We start from the raw sequence: 17,586 nt of genomic DNA, 5'->3' as shown, positions 1-17,586 counted from the left end.
GCGGAACCTCCTTTACTCATGACGGGCAGCTGCGGCTTCCCTGCGCTTGCCCGAAAATTCACGGGGCTGAAAATACATATACAGCTGGCACGGAATCATGCCGTTGTAAATTTTGCGCCGCTTGGTGGCTTTTGCCCCAAAATGCTCTTCAAAGGCGGCATCGGCCGTGATGGCGTACAGTCCCGACCCCGGAGCAGCGCGCCAGACCTGACCCAGCACCCGCGCCAGCGACGCCGCTTCCGCCGCATCGCCCAGGCGCTCCCCATAAGGCGGGTTGGTCAGGACCACCGCCTGAGGTGCAGCGTGAAAGTCCTTGACATCCGCCACCTCAAAGCGGCAGCGATCCCCCACTCCGGCCAGCTTGGCGTTGGCGTTGGCCAGTGCCACTGCTGCCGGGTCAATGTCATACCCCACACCTTCAAAGGCCGCGTCCATACGGGCAGCCTCCAGCGCCTTGCGCCGTTCCTGTGCCCAGATTTCCCGCGGAAGGAAGGCAAAAGCCTCTGCCGCAAAACGGCGGCGCAGGCCGGGGGCAATGTTGAGCGCTTTCTGGGCCGCCTCAATCACCATGGTGCCGGAACCGCAGAAGGGGTCCTGAACAAAGGTATCCCGGCGGACATGCCCCAGATCGGCAATGGCTGCCGCCAGCGTCTCCTTGATGGGGGCCAGCGTAGCGTTGCGGCGGTATCCCCGCTTGTGCAGCCCGTCGCCGGAGGTATCCAGCATAATCTCCACCACATCCTTGCGCAGGGCGAAGCGGACCTTGTACAAAGCGCCTGTCTCGGGCAGGGTGGTAACATGATGTCCCGCCATCAGGCGCTTGACGATTGCTTTTTTGACGATGCTCTGGCAGGCAGGCACGCTGGACAGGGTGCTGGAGAGACTGGAACCCTTGACCGGAAACGCCGCGTCGGGAGGCAGCAGATCCTCCCACGCAATGCTGTAGACGCTGTCGAACAGCTCATCGAATGTAGTCGTTCGCGCTGTTTTGAGCAGCAGCAGGACACGCTCTGCCGTACGAAGGTTCAAATTGGCCGCCGCGACAAGCGAGGCGTCTCCCTCAAAGGCGACGCGGCCATCGGTGACCTTGACGTTCTCTGCACCGAGGCGCTTGACCTCAAAGGAGAGGGTGGATTCCGTTCCAAAAAAGCAGGGCGCAACCAGTGTGTAACGCTCGGGCATAACATTTCCTTTCTTTCTCTTTGGGCCTGTCGGGCGGGTTGTTTCCGGAAAGGCTTGTCCCCCCTAAAAACGACAGATAACCCAAATAGGCCCTGCGTCCGAATTCCGAGAGACAACAGAGCCTATCTTTGTCTTATGTTCAGTAAATCAATGAATTCTGCAGCAGCGGACAATCAGCCGCGACGGCGGGAATAGCCGCCGCGCCGGTTCTCGGTCACGCGCTTCAGATCCGCAATTTTTTCTTCACTTTGGGTCTTGTAGCGCGCCATCATATCCTCAAAGCTCATCTCGCCCTTGGGCTGGGAAGGCTTGGGCTGCCAGACGCGCGGGGGTGCTTCGCGGCGCTGCGGACGCGGGCCACGGCCATTGCCGCCGCCCTGACGCTGGCCGCGCTCGGGAGCCGGCTGGGTGCGCTTGATGGACAGTGCAATCTTGCCGTCCGGTGCAATGTTCAGAACCTTGACCGAAACGGTCTGGCCTTCGGACAGAACCGTGGAAAGATCCTGCACAAACTCATACGAAACTTCCGAAATGTGGACAAGGCCGGTTTTGTTTTCCGGCAGTGCGACAAAGGCACCGAACGGTTTCACGCCGGTGACTTTACCTTCCAAAATGTCCCCTACCTGTAATGCCAAACTGTAATACCCCTTTGCTGTTCGCTGTATTTCAGAAAAAGCCCGCAAAGCTGTTCCTGACACTAAAATTACTTGCCGCTGATATCGTAAAAAATGCGCTCATTGGGGCGGGCATAACCCTGTTCCCGGGCAATGCGCTCAATGATGGCATCCTCACCGTCGGAAAGAGCCCGATCCAGCTCCTCGTTTTCCGCCTTCTGCTCCTCGACCTGTGTCTGGATCGAGTCGAGTTCCTGGCGCTTGGAGCCAATTGTCACCTGGCAGCGAATCACGTTGACGACCAGATAGCCGCACAATACACAGATCAGTGCCGGCAGTACCCATTTCGGCATTTTGTTATGCTTTTTCATCGCCGCGACCCGCCTCCCTTCCAGCTGCATCCTCGGCAATGCAGGCACGGCTGCCTGCGTATGTTTAATTATATAATATCCGTTTTGGATTTTGCAACATCTTTTTCTGTTTTTTTCTCTTTTTAACCTGCTTTCGATGCAAACGTTTCTGTTTTGCAGAAAACGCTGCCTGAACCAGTCGATTGTGAAACGGGCGCAGAATTTTTCTTTCCATTCCGCGCAGAGGAAGCACAAGAATGCGAAGCAACATCGCTGTGCCCCGATGCAGCAGCGCAGAAACCGTTACACTCCACCCGAAAGCCCCCGCCGCCATAGCCGCCGCCATATACCACCGCGCAGTCCCGCTGGCCGAAACCTGAGCCGAAAACCCGCAAACCGCCACCGCTGCCGCTGCAAAACCGGTCAGATCCAGCACCAGACGAACCGGCCGGCTGTCCCCAAACAGCAGGCCAAGCGCATCTCTTCCTCCGGCAATACACAGCCCGATGCCCAGGCACCAGAGCACGTCCGTCCAGACCGCCCACAGTGGCGGAGATGCCGTCATAATACGGTTTACCCGAACAGTCTGCGGAAAAATCCGCCGGATGTCTGGCGATTCTCGGCGTACTGCAAAAATTCGATCTTGCCGGTGATGCGGACCTCCCCCGTCCTGACCGAAAGTTCTCCCACCTGGATTTTCTGCCCGCCGATGGTCAGGTTTCCCTGGGTCGTTTCCAGCGCCGCCCCCGTCTCGTCGCAGCTGATCACCCTTGTCACCCCGGTTGCCACCAGGGTCTGCCGATTTTCCAGCATCAGGGTATGGGCCTGGGCCGGGAGCTCCGGTCCGGGCAGCTCGTTTTGTCTGTTCGGCATGGCCGCCACCTCCTGTTCTGCGGCGCGGCATGCAAAACCGGGCCCGCATATTGCTTGGTTTCCCTAGCTATATATGCGGGCCCGAAAAAAAATATGCCAATTAGCCGGAGATCACTTCGTACAGTTCCCGGGCGACATCCTTGCCGCGGGGTTCCTCCACCGAAAGCACCTTCACCTTGACCGGTTTGTTGCCGAAGGTGATCTCAATTTCATCACCGGTCTTGACTGCGTAGCTTGCCTTTGCCGCCTTGCCGTTGACCAGCACTCGGCCCGCATCCGCCACCTCATTGGCCAGCGTGCGCCGTTTGATCAGGCGGCTGACCTTCAGGTATTTATCCAATCTCATCCCATATCCTCCTCAGGGCTTTAACTCCCGATATGCAAACGCCCGCCGCTTTACAGCGGCGGGCAATGCTGTTTCGGCTGACGCCTTGTTTACTGAACCGCGTCCTTCAGAGCCTTGCCGGCCTTGAATGCCGGAAGCTTGGAAGCAGGAATGGTGATCTCCTGCTTGGTCTGGGGGTTGCGGCCCTTACGCTCCGGGCGCTCACGGACCTCGAAAGTGCCGAAGCCGACCAGGGAGACCTTTTCGCCGTTCTTCAGCGCCTCAGTGATGGCGTTGACAGCACTGTTGACCGCCTTCTCGGCATCCTTCTTGGTCAGGCCTGCATCGGCAGCAACAGCGGCAATCAGTTCAACTTTGGTCATTTTTTATACCTCCAAGTAATTTATCTGCAAAAAGCGCATCGCTGATCCGCCGCAAACGGCAGACCGGTTCGCTTTTTGACTGGTAATATCATTGCCCGTATTCAAATCATTCGGGCTGTGGCATCTGTTTTGCCTCAGCCGCAAAAAGGGCATTTTGCTTTTCCAGGGCCTGCTCAGGGTCAATGCCTGCAGCTCTCGCCAGACGCACCGTCTCAAACAGCAGTCTGCCGATGGCCTGCTCCGCCAGCTCCGGCGTTGCCTGCGCAGCGGCCTGAGCAGCCTGCTGCACAGCCTGTCCGTCTGCCGGGGATTCCCCCAGACGGCGCTGCGCACGTTTCTGCAGTTTTGCCGCCCGCATCAGGGCAGGCATTGCCTTGGGCACACTGTCCAGGTCCTGTGCCAGGGTCGTGCGGCCCTTTTCCTTATTCTTGAGCGCATCCCAATCGTTTATGCCCTCAGTCTCGGGCTGCGAGCCAAAAATATTCGGATGACGGAAAATCAGCTTGCGGCAGACACCGTCGCATACGTCCTGCCACTCAAAACGGTCCCTTTCCGTCTCAATGCAGGTGTGGAAAACCACCTGCATCAGTACGTCCCCCAGTTCCTCGCACATGAGTACCGGGTCATCACAGTCGAGAGCATCCACCGCCTCATACGCTTCCTCCAGAAAATTCATCCGGATGGAGGTGTGGGTCTGTACCCGGTCCCAGGGGCATCCGGATTCCGGGTTGCGCAGAATTTTTATGATCTCGACAAGGTCGTCTGCATCATAATGATTTTTGCGTTGATATTCTATCATTTTGAGATGAGAATTACAACTGTGCGCCGCAGTGGTTACAGAACAGTGCTTCGGCATCCACCTCGGAATGGCAGACCGGGCAAATCTTGGTTTCCCCTCTGGGACGGTCCGGCTCTTCCTCGATGATTTCCTCATCCTCGGCAGCGGCATCCTCCGGCTCCGCATTTTCAGGCTGTTCAGCCTCGGCAGCTTCCGCTTCGGCACGCTCGTCGGGCGTCATGTGGGCCTTGATCTCCTCGATATTCTTCTCGATCTCGGCAATGGCCTCAATATACTTGTCGACCAGGGGCTGGTTCTCCTCACCGGCTTTGTGAAGGCTGTAAACCAGCGCGCCCAGCTGACGCTGAGACTTGGACAGGCGTGCCTGCTGGTTCAGAAGCTCCAGCTGATTCTTGCCCTTATCGGCAATGTCAATGGCAGTCTTCTTTGCAGTATCCATAATCTGGAGGCCCTGCTCCTTGAGCATCTCAATATCCAATTCAAACATATCTGTGCACCTCTTTCTATGCTACGGAATAGCGGCTGCCTGAACCAGTAATTCCCGGACAAATGGCACCCGGGCGGCAGCTTATTTATCTGCATTATAGCGTATCCCTTGCGGGTTTGCAACGCTCAAAAAGGCCTGATTTGTGTACGTTTCGTTAATTCTTTCGGTTTTGGCGGCCAATTTTACAACTCAGCCGATAAATTCTCTCAAAATGCTGCGTTCAGGGACCATTTCCCGGCTCATGGGGGCAAAGGGCTGCAGCTGGGCACACAGCGCTGCCAGGCGAACGGCGTGCTGGCTTTCCGGCTTGACCGTTTCCAGCATGGGGGCCAGCAAACCGCTCCACAGGCAGGGTTCATAGCTGAAAGAGGTGTCCAGGACCAGGTCCGCCCGATTTTTGAATACCTTGATATACCGGTTTTCCGAATCACAGACATGAGGCCACAAATCAAGGGTGAAATCCGCCCCGTGCCCGCGGAACAGGGCGTCCCGGGTCAGACGGCGGGCCAGGCGGATGTCCCGTGTGGCAACCGTGCGCGCCCCCACCGCGTCGCAGTATTCTTCCCGAAGGCTTGCATAGATCAGCAGATGGGCCGTCCGGGGCAGCGGATCGGTGAGGACCGGGTTGAAAGCGTGAAGCCCTTCCACAATGACCACACCGTCCCGGCAGTCCACATGGCGGGTCCTACCCGAGGGCATCTGTGTCAGGAAATCAAACTGCGGAACATCGCACTCCCCCGTTTCAGCCAATTCCCGCAGGCAGCTTTGCAAGAGCGGAATGTCCAGAGCTTCCACACACTCATAGTCGTCGGTGCCGTCCGCACGCTTGGGATAGCGGCCTTCCCCCACAAAGAAATCGTCCAGGCTGACCACCTCGCTGCGGCGGCCGCTCTTCCGGACAGCCTCGGCCAGGCGCTTTGCCGAGGTCGTCTTGCCCGAGCTGGAAGGTCCTGTGAGCAGCACAAGCCCTCGCCCGGAATCCAGAATCGTTTCAACGGCGCGCTCAATCCGGGCGTCATACTGACGCTCACACAGCTCGGCAAATTCAGCCGGGCGCTGTGCGGCAAAATTCACCATCTCATTGCTGATAAGTCGTTTCGGGATTTGTACCGGCAAAAGCGTCATAGAACTCCTTCACTCCTTTCTTGCGTGCAAGAACGGTATCAAATTGTCCGATGTATTCGGTGGGGTATTTGTAGTTGAAGATACGCTCGATCCGGGCATGACGGACGCCCGGCTGGACCAGCTTTGTGGAACCGCCTGCACCTGCCGAGAGGATGGTGTGGACCTCCTCCATGATGTAAATGTTGTAGAGTCCCTCGTATCCGGGCTTGCACCATCCGACGTTTTCCAGATTCTGCAGCGTGCCCTTCTGTCGGTAGAGGTAGTAGGGACGGTAGCCGGCCTTCTCCAGCAGATCACAGTGGGCGAGCATCCTTGCCACATCATCGTATGCGTCGGGGCGGTGTTCCACCACCAGATTGGAAGCCCGTTTCAGCGTCAGGGTATGCACCGTTATATTTTCCGGCTCCAGAGAAATGGCTGTTTCCAGGCTTTTGCGGAAACCTTCCACCGTATCCCCGGGCAGACCGGCAATCAGGTCCATATTGATGTTGTCATGTCCTGCCGCGCGGGCCTGGGCAAAGCAGTCCAGAATATCCTGTGCACTGTGACGGCGCCCGATGTTCTTCAGCACCTCATCCGAGAAGGTCTGAGGATTGATGGAAATTCTCGTTGCACCGTATTCTTTCAGTGCCTGAAGCTTCTCGGCATCGGTGCAGTCGGGCCGGCCCGCCTCCACCGTATACTCGCTGAGTCTGCTCAGATCAAAAGTTTCGGCCAGGCATCCCATCAGCTGGCGAAGCTGTGCCGCCGACAGGCTGGTGGGAGTCCCGCCGCCGATGTAGAGGGTTTTCAGATGAAGGCCGCACTCGTCGGCAATCTCCCGCATGGCCTTGAGTTCCCGGCAGAGGCAGTCCACATAGGGTTGGACCAGTGCCCGCGTGGCCTTGTCCCCCACCGTGCGGGAGACAAAACTGCAGTAGCTGCACCGGGACGGGCAGAACGGGATTCCCGCATACAGGCTGTAGTCCATGGGCCTGGCGTCGGCCAGAATGGGCCGCTGGACCTCGGCAATACGCAGGGCAGTTTTAAAACGCTCGGGGGTGCATTCAAAGTGGTCGACGAACCTTGCCCGGATCTCTTCCTCAGTAGCGCCTGCCGCGCGCATGTCGTGAATGATGCGCACCGGGCGCACCCCCGTCATCATGCCCCAGGGCGGCCGGATACCGGTCTTTTCCTGCAGGAAATGGTAGAGCAGACGGCACAGGGCGTACTCCCGGTCGGCGGGTTCCTGCTCCGGCGATGCCGCACAGGCCGTCCAGCGGGCTTCCCCGTTCTGCCGCAGAAAAACCATCTGCGCATAGGGCTTGGAAGAAATGAGCAGGCAGTCGCCCTCCTGCGGCACGGTATCCGCCCGCTGCAGCCCTGAGAAAAACATCCGGGCGGTGTGTTCCGCCTCATATCCGGCCATACCGTGAAGAATCAGACAAATCGGTGCATTCGTCATTGCTCAATACCACTCTCCCAAAAGATACGGATTGTGCCTGCGCTCCTCCCCCAGCGTGGAGAAATACTCGTGTCCCGGCAGAACTTTGGTATCCCCGGGCAGCGGCAGTTTGGCCAGCAGCGAAAGACTGTTGCGCATATCCGCCGCACTGCCTCCCGGCAGATCCACGCGTCCGCAGCTGCCGGCAAACAGCGTATCCCCGCTGAACAGCACCCCGTCACAGTAGAGGCAGACACTGCCCGGTGTATGTCCGGGCGTGCGCCAGATATGAAATTCCAGCTCATCAATTTTGAGAATACCGTCCTCCGGATAGGCCTGACCGATGGAAGGCAGCGGGAACATGGGTGCCTTGTTGGTGTCCTCCGGCTGTACATAAACTGCGGCGCCGGTCTTTTGCTGCAGCTCCACCACCGCTCCCACATGGTCGTAATGTCCATGGGTCAGAAGGATGTGGGTCAGCCGGGCGTTTTCCTGCTCGATCCGGCGCAGGTAAACGGAAGCATCGGCGGCCGGGTCAATGACGATCCCATGATCCGCCCGGGTCAGGATCAGAAAGGTATTGGTAAACAGCGGCGCGGAGGCCGTGATGTGAATCAGATTCATAAGATTGCTCCTTTCCCCTTTGAGCCGGGCTCAGCGGGACCAGTCGTCGGTATCGATCCAGATGGTCACCGGGCCGTCGTTGACCAGGTCGACCTGCATGTCTGCGCCGAACTCGCCGTGCTGTACTGAAGCAAGGCCCTGTCGGGACAGCTCTTTCAGAAACGCCTCGTAGGCATCCACCGAAAACGGCGGCTTGGCGGCACGGATTAAGCTGGGGCGGCGCCCACGGGCTGTGTCGCCGTATAATGTAAAATTGCTGACCACCAGCGCCGAATATCCCAGCTCCACCGCACTGCGGTTGAGCTTGCCCTGGTCGTCCTCAAAAATGCGGAGATTGGCACATTTCTCAGCAAGCTTAGGCACAATGTCCAGCGTGTCGGTGTCCCCAACCCCCAGCAGGATCACAATGCCTCTGCCAATGGCGCGGGGCTCTCCGCCGTTGACCGTAACCGATGCGCGGGCCACCCGCTGGATCACTGCTCTCATAAAAACCTCCTGAAAAGTCTGTTTTTTCCCGCTCATGCGCCGGGCTGCGGCACCAGAAAATAGCAGGAATCCGTCACAAACCATGTAACCGCTGCGTTCCCGGCAAAGATTTGCTGCCAGCGGTTGTACTGGGCTTCGTCGGTGGTGACGTAGACGGCGGACGGATCGTACTGTCCGGCATCCAGCAGCGCTCCTGCATCCGCCGCGGATTGTTCCGCCTGCGGGTAACTGCCCGACACAGCAATGGAAATGTTGGTGGAAAGCCCCTGCTTGCCCGCCAGAATGGCCAGCCGGCGGGTGCGGTCCTCCCGCAAGGGAGAAGCGGCCAGCAGCTGTGTGTGCCCGCTGCCGATGTGCTGGGTCTCCTCGGCGTTGACCACCGTGTCCGCCACAGGCTGCTCAAAAATCTGGCGTTTTTGGGCGGCGACCAGCGACAGGTCCCACAACTGCAGGGCAGCCACACCGGCCAGCAGCAGGCAGGCCAGCATTCTGCCTCTGCCCGAAGTCCCGCAGGCATCCCGGATGGTGTAAATACCGAACAGCAGAATGCAGGCCCCCACCAGATAGAACATCCGTCCGCTGGATCGGAAGATGCCGCACAGCTCGGTCAGGGCCTTGGGCATCGGGATGCTGAGCTGCCAGCTGCCCAGCGTCAGGTTATTGCTGGCAGCAAACAGCGTCAGGAAAGCGCAGGCCAGAACCAACGGCAAGTTGCGGCGCCACCATCCGGCGGTTTCCTTCGGGCTGCGGAGTGTCCGCCACACACTGTAGAAAAGTGCAGCAGCTGCCAGGCCCAGAACCCCCAATCCCAGATAATTGAAACCGTCATACTGTTCCGGAAGCTGGGATTGCTGGGGCAAAAGCCTTGACCAGGTATACCCGCCCCGGGAGATGGGGTTCAGGACGGCGTTGAGGTTCATGGAAAGCTGTCCGTAGCCGTAGCGGGAGACCTCCACCCCACCACCCAGCGCACCGGTCAGGATGCCGCCGGCCACTGCCGCCAGCATGCTGACGCCAAACAGTCCGGCCCCTGCTGCGGGGCGGCGGGCCAGTCTGCCCAGGTCCACCGCCGCCAGTAGGGCACAGATCATGACCGGGGGCAGAAAATAGGGATGGATACCCACCGCCGCAAAGCCCAGCAGCGGAAAAACCACCCAGGCATAGCGCGGCGTTTTTCCCCGGGACAGCGCCGTGCGGTACTCAAGATAAAAATAAAGACCGAAAAGAAACAGATACTGGGATGCCAGTGCCACGTGGCGGAAGGCCCGTTCCCACAGAGTGGGCAGGCAGGCAAACACCAGCCCGCCCGGTGCGCCGAACAGCAGTGATACCCGGGATGTCAGAAGCTTTCCCCGGGTGCAGAGCAGCGCCCCCGCAGCTCCCTGCATGGCAAAGCAGAACAGCGTATACCATCCGAACCACTGAAAGGTGGACGGCAGCACGCCCCGCAGCAGCTTGAAGAAGATGCTTACCCAGGGCAGGCTGTCGGTATAGGAAATCAGCGTACCGTCGGGCGCGGCAAGAGTGTCGCACATTCCCAGGGGAAAGGTCCAGTGGGAATTTCGGAACAGCAGCCACCCGGCGTAGTGCTGCTGGATGTCGGTCTCATCATAGCCGTTCAGAATCCAGCCATCGTTGGCCACATTCAGCGTGGAGGTTCCGTACAGAACAAGAAATACGGCAATGCCTGCTGCCGCGCCCAGCAAAGCGCACAGCAGCCGATGAAATGTTATGTTCTGCCTTTTTTTCATGCAGATACTCCGTTCAGGTGCGCAGGACACTGATGACATCCTTCACCTTTTTCAGTTTAGCTACCACGTTATTGAGGTGCTCGGTATTCATGATGCCGATGGTCAGGCTCATATGCGCCCGGCCATGCTCCGCCGCCCGCGCTGCCATGGAATAGATGGGCACCCGCATATCGGACAGAGCCAGGGCGATATCCGACACCAGATTGTTGCGGTCCATACAGGTCAGTTCCAAAGTGGCGCTGTACTGCTCTTTGGCTGCGGTATCCCAGTAGGCCCGCACCCAGCGGTCGGCGTTTTCAGGATGGCGCATGCTCTCATGGACATTCTTGCAGTCCCGCTTGTGGATGGAAACGCCAAAGCCGCGGGTCACAAAGCCGATAATGTCGTCACCGGGCAGCGGCGAACAGCACTTAGCAAACTTGACCGGGCAGTTGTCGATGCCTTCCACCACAACGCCCTCAGAGGAATGGATTCGCTTGATGTCCAGGGTGACCGGCTTGGGCTCGCTGGCCTTGAGGCGTGCATACTCATCCTTGATCTTGGTCAGCATGCGGGAGAGCTGAAGGCCGCCGTAACCGATGGCCGCGTACATTTCCTCCACCGTGTTGCAGCGGTTGCGGCGGGCCAGATTGGACATGAACTCGTCGTAGTGTTCAGGCGGAATGGTCATCATGTTGCGGCGGAGTTCCCGCTCCAAAGCATCCTTGCCCTCGGCGATGTTTTCCTCCCGGCGTTCCTTCTTGAACCAGTTGCGGATCTTGTTCTTGGCCTCGCTGGTCTTGACGATGTTAAGCCAGTCCCGGCTGGGGCCGCGGTTTTCGGGGCCGGTGATGATCTCAATGATCTCTCCGGTGACTACCTGATGGTCAATGGGAACAATGCGGTTATTGACCTTGGCGCCGATCATCCGGTTTCCGACAGCCGAGTGAATGGCATAGGCAAAGTCGATGACCGTGGCGCCGGCGGGCAGGTTGATCACATCGCCCCGGGGGGTGAAGGCAAAGACTTCCTCCGGCAGCAGGTCGCTCTTGATGTCGCTGAGCAGGTCGGTGGCGTCGGCGCTGGAGCGCTGGCTTTCCAAAAGCTGCCGAACCCAGGCAAGGCGTTCGTCCAGCTTGTCTCCGGAGCTGGTGATTCCCTCCTTGTACTTCCAGTGGGCGGCGATGCCGTACTCCGCCTGGCGGTCCATATCCCAGGTACGGATCTGGACCTCAAAGGGCAGCGCCTCATGGCCGATGACTGTGGTGTGCAGGCTCTGATAACCGTTGGGCTTGGGCGTCGAGATATAATCCTTGAACCGGTTGGGCAGCGGGTGATACATGTCGTGGATGAGGCCCAGCGCCGTGTAGCACTCGGCCACACTGTTCAGAATGATGCGAACCGCGTAGATGTCGTAGATTTCCTCGAATTCCTTGTTCTGCATATACATCTTGCGGTAGATACCGTAGACGCTCTTGACCCGGTATTTGATCTTGGCATTCTCAATGCCGTTTTCCGTCAGGTGGGCCGAGATGGTATCGCAGACACCGTGAAGAAACTCGTCGCCGTGCTTGTCCAGCAGATCCCGGATGGTGTTGTAGCCCACCGGGTCCAGATACTGCAGGCTGCGGTCCTCCAGTTCCTCCTTGATGTTGGAAATGCCCAGGCGATGGGCGATGGGGGCATAGACCTCCATCGTTTCCAGCGCCTTGTCCCGGCGTTTCTGTTCCGGCCAGGCGTCGCCGGTGCGCATGTTGTGCAGGCGGTCGCTCAGCTTGATGATCATAACGCGGACATCCTGGCTCATAGCCAGCAGCATCTTGCGCAGGTTTTCCGCCTGGCGATCCTCCACGTTGGAAAACTTGATCTGAGTCAGTTTGGTGACGCCGTCCACCAGAAGTGCAACCTCCGGCCCGAATTTGGACCGGATCTCATCCACTGTCACATCGGTGTCCTCGGCCACATCGTGCATGAGGGCAGCGGCAATGCTCTCACTGTCCATGCCCAGATCAATCAGAATACGGGCGACGCTGAGCGGGTGGCAGATGTACGGTTCGCCGCTGCGGCGGCGCTGGGCACTGTGTGCCTGATTGGCCAGAGCAAAGGCACGGTCGATCATGTCAAAGTCATAGGGACGGCCGCTGTCAATCAGTTCCTGTTTGAGTTCCTCATAGGTGATCGGCATTTTCTCGGTGTTCTCCATCTTCCTTCCTCCCCTGTCCGCTTAGTGTTCCTGTTGTGTATCCTCTGAACCCGCCGTCATCTGTGCCATGCGGCGCAGGATCGGCGCGCTCATCAGGTCCTTCTTTCCGTCCACCGCGGCCGGCAGATACCGGGCGCCGCGGCGCTCCACAAGGCCGAGTTCCCTCAAGGCTTCCAGACTGACCAGAACCTTACCCGCCTTATCGCTGCCCAGCGCCGCAAATACCGGCTGCAGATCCTCTGCGTAGACGCTGCCCGCCTGAATCATGCGGTACAACGCCACCGTATCCGTCCGGGCCGGAGCAAATTGTTCTGCCTGTTCCCTGGTCAGGGAGTGCCCGGCCAGAAAATCATCCAGCAGCGCCGCCTGCCGGACCGGTGCGTCTCCCATGCCGGCAGGGCGCAACGCCCGGATATGCACCGAAACCGCCGGACCGTTGCGGCCGTTAAAAATGCTTACTTCTACCGCTGCATCCACCGCTGTGCCTACCCGATAGGGCAGATCTTCCGGCGCGGTACCAAACACTGAGGCAAAACAGCTGTCCGCCCCTTGCCGCAGGCGAATGCGGCTGTGACGCTTCTCCGCGCCCATAGGCCAGATCCCGTCCAGAACGGCATTTTCAATCAGGAACAGCGGCTGATGGTTTCCGCCGCCGAAAGGTGCCAGCTTGTCCAGCTGGGCAACCTCCCCCACCGTCAGCTCCGCGACGGTGGCGGGCGCGTCCAGTTCCAGGATGGGCGGCTCCGGTTCCGGATAGGTCTGCTCCGCCCAGAGATTGATTGCCCGGCGGAAGGCCGGCAGATTTTCCTCGTCGATAGTCAGTCCGGCCGCCGCCGCATGACCGCCGTACCGGCTCAAAAGGTTTGCGCAGCCCTGCAGGGCACCGTGCAGATTGAAGCTGCGGGGCGCCCGACCGCTGCCCCGGCCCTCTCCTTCCGCCACCGAAATGACAATGGACGGACGGCCGAACCGTTCTGTCAGGCGGCTGGCCACAATGCCCAGCACGCCGGGATGCCAGTTTTCGCCGGAAACGACCAGCACCCGGTCATGGGCACGGGCCGGCTCTACCTCCAGCTGTTTGAGAGCGGCAGCCAGCACCTCCTGTTCGGTATGCTGACGGTCGGTATTGATCTCGGTCAGGCGTGCGGCGATGCCGGTGGCCTGTTCCTCATTGGAGCAAAGCAGCAGCTTGAGGGCCGTCGCCGCAGTATCCATCCGTCCCGCCGCATTGAGCCGGGGAGCAATGCTGTATCCCACCGTCTCGGAGGTGACGGTTTTTCCTGCACAGCCGGAGGCTTCCAGCAATGCGGCCAGTCCCGGGCGGACGGTATCCTGCAAAAGGGCCAGCCCTTCCCGTACCAGGGTACGGTTTTCCCCCACCAGCGGGACCACGTCGGCAATGGTGCCGATGGCGGCCAGGTCGCCGCAGACATCCAGCAATTCCGCCGGATCACAGCCTTCCATAGCTGCACAGAGCTTGAAGGCCACCCCCGCACCGCACAGCGACTTGAACGGGCTCTCGTCGTCGGAGCGGTTGGGGTCCACCACGGCCACCGCCTCCGGAAGAGAACCAGAGGGCAGGTGGTGGTCGGTGATCACCAGATCGATGCCCAGCTCCTTGGCATAGGCGGCTTCCTCCACCGCTGCGATGCCGTTGTCCACCGTGACAATAAGCCGGAATCCCTTGTCCGCCAGCTTCTTCAGCGCCGTGCGGTTGAGGCCGTAGCCTCCCTCGGTGCGCAGAGGCAGCTTGCAGCGGACCTGTGCACCCAGATTGGTCAGATATTCATAAAGAATGGCTGTGGCGGAAACGCCGTCCACATCGTAGTCACCGTAAATGACGATGGGTTCTTCTTCCTCCAGCGCCCGCTGCAGGCGCTCCACCGCCTTGTCCATATCCTTGATGAGAAACGGATCGGACAGCGGTGCCTGTTCATCCAGCAGGATGCAGGCTTCCTCCGGCGTGCGGCAGCCGCGGGAGACCAGTACCCTGGCCAGCAGCCGGCCGCAGCCGGATGCCGTCAGCGCCTGTTCCGCCTGCGCATCCTGCGTCTTTTGCTGCCAGACGCGATATCCCATGTTTCCTCATTCCTTCCTGTTCTGCGGGTCAATTCGGGCAGGGATTGCCTTACCCGTGCACGCCGAAATCGCTGGCAAAATCGTGGGTCAGGCCATCCTGACGCAGCATGGTCTCCAGCGCATCGATCTCGGAGGATACATCCATGGACACTTCCTCCAGCAGGGTATCGTACAGCTTGAGATAGGCTGTATTCAGCGTGTGCAGAATACCTGTAATGTCCCGGCGGATGGTCTTTGCATTTTCCGCCTCGGCACCGCCCAGCCCCAGCGCCGTATCCAGCAGCTTGCGTGTGGTGGGCAGATAATACTCGCCGAAGCGCCGTACCCGGTCCAGCTGTTCCGGGTGATTGTGAATGAATCCAAGAATCTGTGCACAGATCTTTTCCATCTTCACAAGCTCTTCGTCGGCGGTCTCATCCAGCCTGCCGCAGCAGCTGCGAAGGTAACGGAGAAATTCCGCGCCGTCCCGTTCAAAGCGTTCCAGGGCCGTGGGCTCTGCTTCTGTGGCCTTTGTCTCGTCCGGCTCGGGAGCGGGCCGTTCCGGCTGCGGCGTGTAAAGCTGTTCTTTGAAATAAACGGTGTTCCCGTCGTCGCTCAGGCAGACACCCGGCAGCTTGCCGTTTGCCACCGCCATGGCCAGTTCCCGGCGCACCCTGTCGGTGTCGCTGAGTGCCGCCCGCGCCAGGGAAGAAACGGAGCAGACCCAGTCCCGCGCTCCGTGAAGATAGCGGCGCAGTCTGCCGTAGTAGCGATAACGGCTGACGCCGATTCCTCCCATGATGCCGAAGCCCACCGTAAAAGCGGAAAACGCTGCCCCCAGAATGGGAAACACCAGATATTCACTTTCCGATATTCCCAAAGGCGCCGCGCCTACTGCCGCCAGCACCAGCATCACCACAGCGGCAATGCCAAAGCTTCCGGCAAGGCACCACCCAATCACTGCAGTAACAAGCCAACCTGCCTGTTCGGAGTTTTGCAGGCGGCGGTCCATGGCTTTGCGCCACTGGGCAAAGGTCTGCTCTTTCTTCTCCCCGCTGCGGGCAAGTCCGCTGCTGATGCTGTCCAGCACCTGAGAAATGCCGCCCAGGACGGTGGCTCCGATTTCTTTCCCGGCGGCCGCAATTTCCTCTACTGCCGTGTCAAGCTCGCGCTCCCAGCCCTCGCCCTGCCGGCCGGGACCTGCGGACGCAGCATTGCGCCCCGGCTCCTGCCGGGAAGACGGCTCCGGTCCTCCGTTTTCTTTATAGGGATGGCCGTACGGCATAGTATACACACTTTCCTCTCTAAGCAAACTCAACATTCCGGCGGTGTGTGTCCGGACATCAGCTGCGCAGCACAGCGAACACCGTCCACCGCAGCCGTCATGATACCGCCCGCATAGCCGGCGCCTTCCCCGCAGGGATAGAGGCCCGGCATGCCCAGGCATTGCAGATCGTCCCCCCGGAGCAGGCGCACCGGGCTGGAGGTCCGGGTCTCAAGGCCAGTCAATACCGCATCCGGTGCCCGGTAGGCTGCCATCTTGCGGCCAAAGGCCCGCAATCCCGTGCGGAGGGTATCTGCCAGTTCCCCGGGCAGCAGGCTGCCCAGATCACAGGGCACCACACCCCGGGGATAGGTAGGCCGCACCGAGCTCAGTTCCAGCCTGCCGCGGCCTTCCAGGAAGCTGCCCACTGTCTCGGCCGGTGCTGCATAAGGAGCGGCTGCCGCCCCCGCCCGGTAGGCCGCCTGTTCCAGCTTTTGCTGAAACTCCACCGCCCGGACCGGATCGCCGTCAAAGTCCCGGCCATCCACACTGACCACCACCGCCGCGTTGGCGTTGGGGCCGCTGCGGGCGTGATAGCTCATGCCGTTGGTGACGACGCCGCCTTCCTCGCTGGCTGCCGCCACAACGCGGCCGCCCGGACACATGCAGAAGGTATAGACACACCGCTCTCCCACATGCTGGCTGAGCTGATATTCTCCCCGGGGCAAAGCGGGGTGTCCCGCCGCGCCATGATACAGGCTTTTTTCGATCTCGGTCTGCAGATGCTCAGCGCGCATGCCTACCGAGAAGGGCTTGCATTCCATGGGAAGCCCCATGCCGTACAGCATGGAAAAGGTATCCCGCGCACTGTGTCCCACCGCCAGAATCAGTGCCTCGCAGGGGATCTCTCCCTCCGGCGTCACTGCGGCGCAGAGAGTTCCCCCTCTGGTCCGCAGTCCCGTCAGCGGTGTGTTGAAGCGGACCGTGCCGCCCAGACGCTCGATTTCCTGCCGGATGGAGGCGATCACCCCCTGCAGAAGGTCGGTGCCCACATGGGGTTTCTGCCGCCAGGCAATGTCTTTGGGCGCACCGTGTTCCAAAAGCGCCTGGGTGACGAAGGCGCACAGGGGATCTCCCACCCGGGTGGTCAACTTTCCGTCCGAAAAGGTACCGGCTCCGCCCTCGCCAAACTGAAGGTTGGCATTGGGGTCCAGCTCACCGGTCTTTTCAAAGTGTTCCACCGCTGCCACACGCTGCTGCAAAGACGGTCCCCGTTCCAGCACGATGGGGCGGTACCCGCTGCGGGCAAACAGCAGGGCGGCAAACAGGCCTGCCGGGCCGAGGCCGCAGACCACCGGCCGGTGCATAAGCGGTGCCCCGGCTTTTGGAAAGTCAAAAACCGGCTGCCGTGAAATACAGACATAGGGCGAGGCCCCGGCAAATGCCGATTCCTCACCCTCGTCCTTGAGCGTGACTGCCATTGTGTATACCAGAACCGGCGCACCCCTGCGGGCGTCCACCGACAGTTTGGCGACGCCGCAATGTGCAACTCGGCCCGGAGCCAGATGCAGCAATTTGAGCGCCCTGGCTCCGGCTTCCTGCTCGCCGCAGGACAGCGGCAGGCGGATATTTCTGACAAGGATCATTGTTTGTGTGACAG

Annotated in this window: 18 protein-coding genes; all 18 read right to left on the bottom strand. The window is 60.0% G+C overall.

The annotated features are described in order from the left end of the window. Positions 1-12: 12 nt before the first annotated feature. The 18 genes from INF35_RS00895 to INF35_RS00810 all read right to left on the bottom strand — a co-directional run bounded on the left by INF35_RS00895 (position 13) and on the right by INF35_RS00810 (position 17,572). Positions 13-1,182 carry a THUMP domain-containing class I SAM-dependent RNA methyltransferase gene (locus INF35_RS00895; protein WP_193499705.1) on the bottom strand — a complete coding sequence of 390 codons (1,170 nt, stop codon included), beginning with the start codon at positions 1,180-1,182 and terminating at the stop codon, positions 13-15. A 173-nt stretch (positions 1,183-1,355) separates the two neighbouring features. Beyond that, a complete protein-coding gene (locus INF35_RS00890) occupies positions 1,356-1,817 on the bottom strand; it encodes a S1 RNA-binding domain-containing protein (protein WP_193499704.1) in 462 nt (153 codons plus the stop codon). 68 nt (positions 1,818-1,885) lie between these two features. Next, the gene (locus INF35_RS00885) at positions 1,886-2,167 is read right to left on the bottom strand and encodes an FtsB family cell division protein (RefSeq protein WP_193499703.1); all 282 of its coding nucleotides are present in this window, start codon (positions 2,165-2,167) and stop codon (positions 1,886-1,888) included. Between the two features lie 64 nt (positions 2,168-2,231). After that, positions 2,232-2,711: a hypothetical protein gene (locus INF35_RS00880; RefSeq protein ID WP_193499702.1), complete on the bottom strand. Its 480-nt coding sequence runs from the start codon at positions 2,709-2,711 to the stop codon at positions 2,232-2,234. A gap of 8 nt (positions 2,712-2,719) precedes the next feature. Further along, complete coding sequence (locus INF35_RS00875; RefSeq protein ID WP_193499701.1) at positions 2,720-3,019, bottom strand: YabP/YqfC family sporulation protein; 300 nt, start codon at positions 3,017-3,019, stop codon at positions 2,720-2,722. Positions 3,020-3,119: 100 nt separating this feature from the next. Further along, on the bottom strand, positions 3,120-3,365 hold the full coding sequence (locus INF35_RS00870; protein ID WP_193499700.1) for an RNA-binding S4 domain-containing protein: 246 nt from the start codon (positions 3,363-3,365) through the stop codon (positions 3,120-3,122). Between the two features lie 89 nt (positions 3,366-3,454). Then, positions 3,455-3,727 carry an HU family DNA-binding protein gene (locus tag INF35_RS00865; RefSeq protein WP_193499699.1) on the bottom strand — a complete coding sequence of 91 codons (273 nt, stop codon included), beginning with the start codon at positions 3,725-3,727 and terminating at the stop codon, positions 3,455-3,457. A gap of 106 nt (positions 3,728-3,833) precedes the next feature. Then, positions 3,834-4,526 (bottom strand): MazG family protein, encoded by a 693-nt coding sequence (locus INF35_RS00860; protein ID WP_193499698.1) that lies wholly within the window; start codon positions 4,524-4,526, stop codon positions 3,834-3,836. A gap of 13 nt (positions 4,527-4,539) precedes the next feature. Beyond that, the gene (locus INF35_RS00855; RefSeq protein WP_235983070.1) at positions 4,540-5,013 is read right to left on the bottom strand and encodes a zinc ribbon domain-containing protein; all 474 of its coding nucleotides are present in this window, start codon (positions 5,011-5,013) and stop codon (positions 4,540-4,542) included. 189 nt (positions 5,014-5,202) lie between these two features. Continuing rightward, on the bottom strand, positions 5,203-6,138 hold the full coding sequence (locus INF35_RS00850; RefSeq protein ID WP_193499697.1) for a uridine kinase family protein: 936 nt from the start codon (positions 6,136-6,138) through the stop codon (positions 5,203-5,205). Next, positions 6,092-7,582, bottom strand: coding sequence for a coproporphyrinogen dehydrogenase HemZ (gene hemZ, locus INF35_RS00845; protein WP_207728238.1), 1,491 nt, complete (start codon positions 7,580-7,582; stop codon positions 6,092-6,094). The genes INF35_RS00850 and hemZ overlap by 47 nt, the downstream gene beginning before the upstream one ends. Before the next feature lie 3 nt (positions 7,583-7,585). Then, positions 7,586-8,185, bottom strand: coding sequence for an MBL fold metallo-hydrolase (locus tag INF35_RS00840; RefSeq protein ID WP_193499696.1), 600 nt, complete (start codon positions 8,183-8,185; stop codon positions 7,586-7,588). A gap of 30 nt (positions 8,186-8,215) precedes the next feature. Further along, positions 8,216-8,671: a D-aminoacyl-tRNA deacylase gene (dtd, locus tag INF35_RS00835; protein WP_193499695.1), complete on the bottom strand. Its 456-nt coding sequence runs from the start codon at positions 8,669-8,671 to the stop codon at positions 8,216-8,218. 32 nt (positions 8,672-8,703) lie between these two features. Continuing rightward, positions 8,704-10,422 (bottom strand): DUF6311 domain-containing protein, encoded by a 1,719-nt coding sequence (locus INF35_RS00830; protein ID WP_193499694.1) that lies wholly within the window; start codon positions 10,420-10,422, stop codon positions 8,704-8,706. Positions 10,423-10,435: 13 nt separating this feature from the next. After that, positions 10,436-12,604 (bottom strand): RelA/SpoT family protein, encoded by a 2,169-nt coding sequence (locus INF35_RS00825; protein WP_193499693.1) that lies wholly within the window; start codon positions 12,602-12,604, stop codon positions 10,436-10,438. Positions 12,605-12,625: 21 nt separating this feature from the next. Beyond that, complete coding sequence (gene recJ / locus INF35_RS00820) at positions 12,626-14,683, bottom strand: single-stranded-DNA-specific exonuclease RecJ (protein ID WP_193499692.1); 2,058 nt, start codon at positions 14,681-14,683, stop codon at positions 12,626-12,628. A gap of 49 nt (positions 14,684-14,732) precedes the next feature. Continuing rightward, a complete protein-coding gene (locus tag INF35_RS00815; RefSeq protein ID WP_193499691.1) occupies positions 14,733-15,947 on the bottom strand; it encodes a hypothetical protein in 1,215 nt (404 codons plus the stop codon). Between the two features lie 29 nt (positions 15,948-15,976). Further along, positions 15,977-17,572, bottom strand: coding sequence for an NAD(P)/FAD-dependent oxidoreductase (locus INF35_RS00810; RefSeq protein ID WP_193499690.1), 1,596 nt, complete (start codon positions 17,570-17,572; stop codon positions 15,977-15,979). Positions 17,573-17,586 lie beyond the last annotated feature (14 nt).

It is taken from the genome of Gemmiger gallinarum (genome assembly GCF_014982805.1).
Classification (GTDB): domain Bacteria; phylum Bacillota; class Clostridia; order Oscillospirales; family Ruminococcaceae; genus Gemmiger; species Gemmiger gallinarum.
Note: the sequence above shows the minus strand (reverse complement) of the source record. Positions and strands in the feature narration are given on the sequence as shown.

Excerpts from the sequence above, each read along its gene's own strand:
- INF35_RS00850 (WP_193499697.1), bottom strand. The coding sequence starts at position 6,138 with ATGACGCTTTTGCCGGTACAAATCCCGAAACGACTTATCAGCAATGAG.
- INF35_RS00810 (WP_193499690.1), bottom strand. The coding sequence starts at position 17,572 with ATGATCCTTGTCAGAAATATCCGCCTGCCGCTGTCCTGCGGCGAGCAG.
- recJ (WP_193499692.1), bottom strand. The coding sequence starts at position 14,683 with ATGGGATATCGCGTCTGGCAGCAAAAGACGCAGGATGCGCAGGCGGAA.
- INF35_RS00865 (WP_193499699.1), bottom strand. The coding sequence starts at position 3,727 with ATGACCAAAGTTGAACTGATTGCCGCTGTTGCTGCCGATGCAGGCCTG.
- INF35_RS00825 (WP_193499693.1), bottom strand. The coding sequence starts at position 12,604 with ATGGAGAACACCGAGAAAATGCCGATCACCTATGAGGAACTCAAACAG.
- INF35_RS00830 (WP_193499694.1), bottom strand. The coding sequence starts at position 10,422 with ATGAAAAAAAGGCAGAACATAACATTTCATCGGCTGCTGTGCGCTTTG.
- INF35_RS00840 (WP_193499696.1), bottom strand. The coding sequence starts at position 8,185 with ATGAATCTGATTCACATCACGGCCTCCGCGCCGCTGTTTACCAATACC.
- hemZ (WP_207728238.1), bottom strand. The coding sequence starts at position 7,582 with ATGACGAATGCACCGATTTGTCTGATTCTTCACGGTATGGCCGGATAT.
- INF35_RS00880 (WP_193499702.1), bottom strand. The coding sequence starts at position 2,711 with ATGACGGCATCTCCGCCACTGTGGGCGGTCTGGACGGACGTGCTCTGG.
- INF35_RS00875 (WP_193499701.1), bottom strand. The coding sequence starts at position 3,019 with ATGCCGAACAGACAAAACGAGCTGCCCGGACCGGAGCTCCCGGCCCAG.
- INF35_RS00855 (WP_235983070.1), bottom strand. The coding sequence starts at position 5,013 with ATGTTTGAATTGGATATTGAGATGCTCAAGGAGCAGGGCCTCCAGATT.
- INF35_RS00885 (WP_193499703.1), bottom strand. The coding sequence starts at position 2,167 with ATGAAAAAGCATAACAAAATGCCGAAATGGGTACTGCCGGCACTGATC.
- INF35_RS00860 (WP_193499698.1), bottom strand. The coding sequence starts at position 4,526 with ATGATAGAATATCAACGCAAAAATCATTATGATGCAGACGACCTTGTC.
- INF35_RS00870 (WP_193499700.1), bottom strand. The coding sequence starts at position 3,365 with ATGAGATTGGATAAATACCTGAAGGTCAGCCGCCTGATCAAACGGCGC.
- INF35_RS00815 (WP_193499691.1), bottom strand. The coding sequence starts at position 15,947 with ATGCCGTACGGCCATCCCTATAAAGAAAACGGAGGACCGGAGCCGTCT.
- INF35_RS00895 (WP_193499705.1), bottom strand. The coding sequence starts at position 1,182 with ATGCCCGAGCGTTACACACTGGTTGCGCCCTGCTTTTTTGGAACGGAA.
- dtd (WP_193499695.1), bottom strand. The coding sequence starts at position 8,671 with ATGAGAGCAGTGATCCAGCGGGTGGCCCGCGCATCGGTTACGGTCAAC.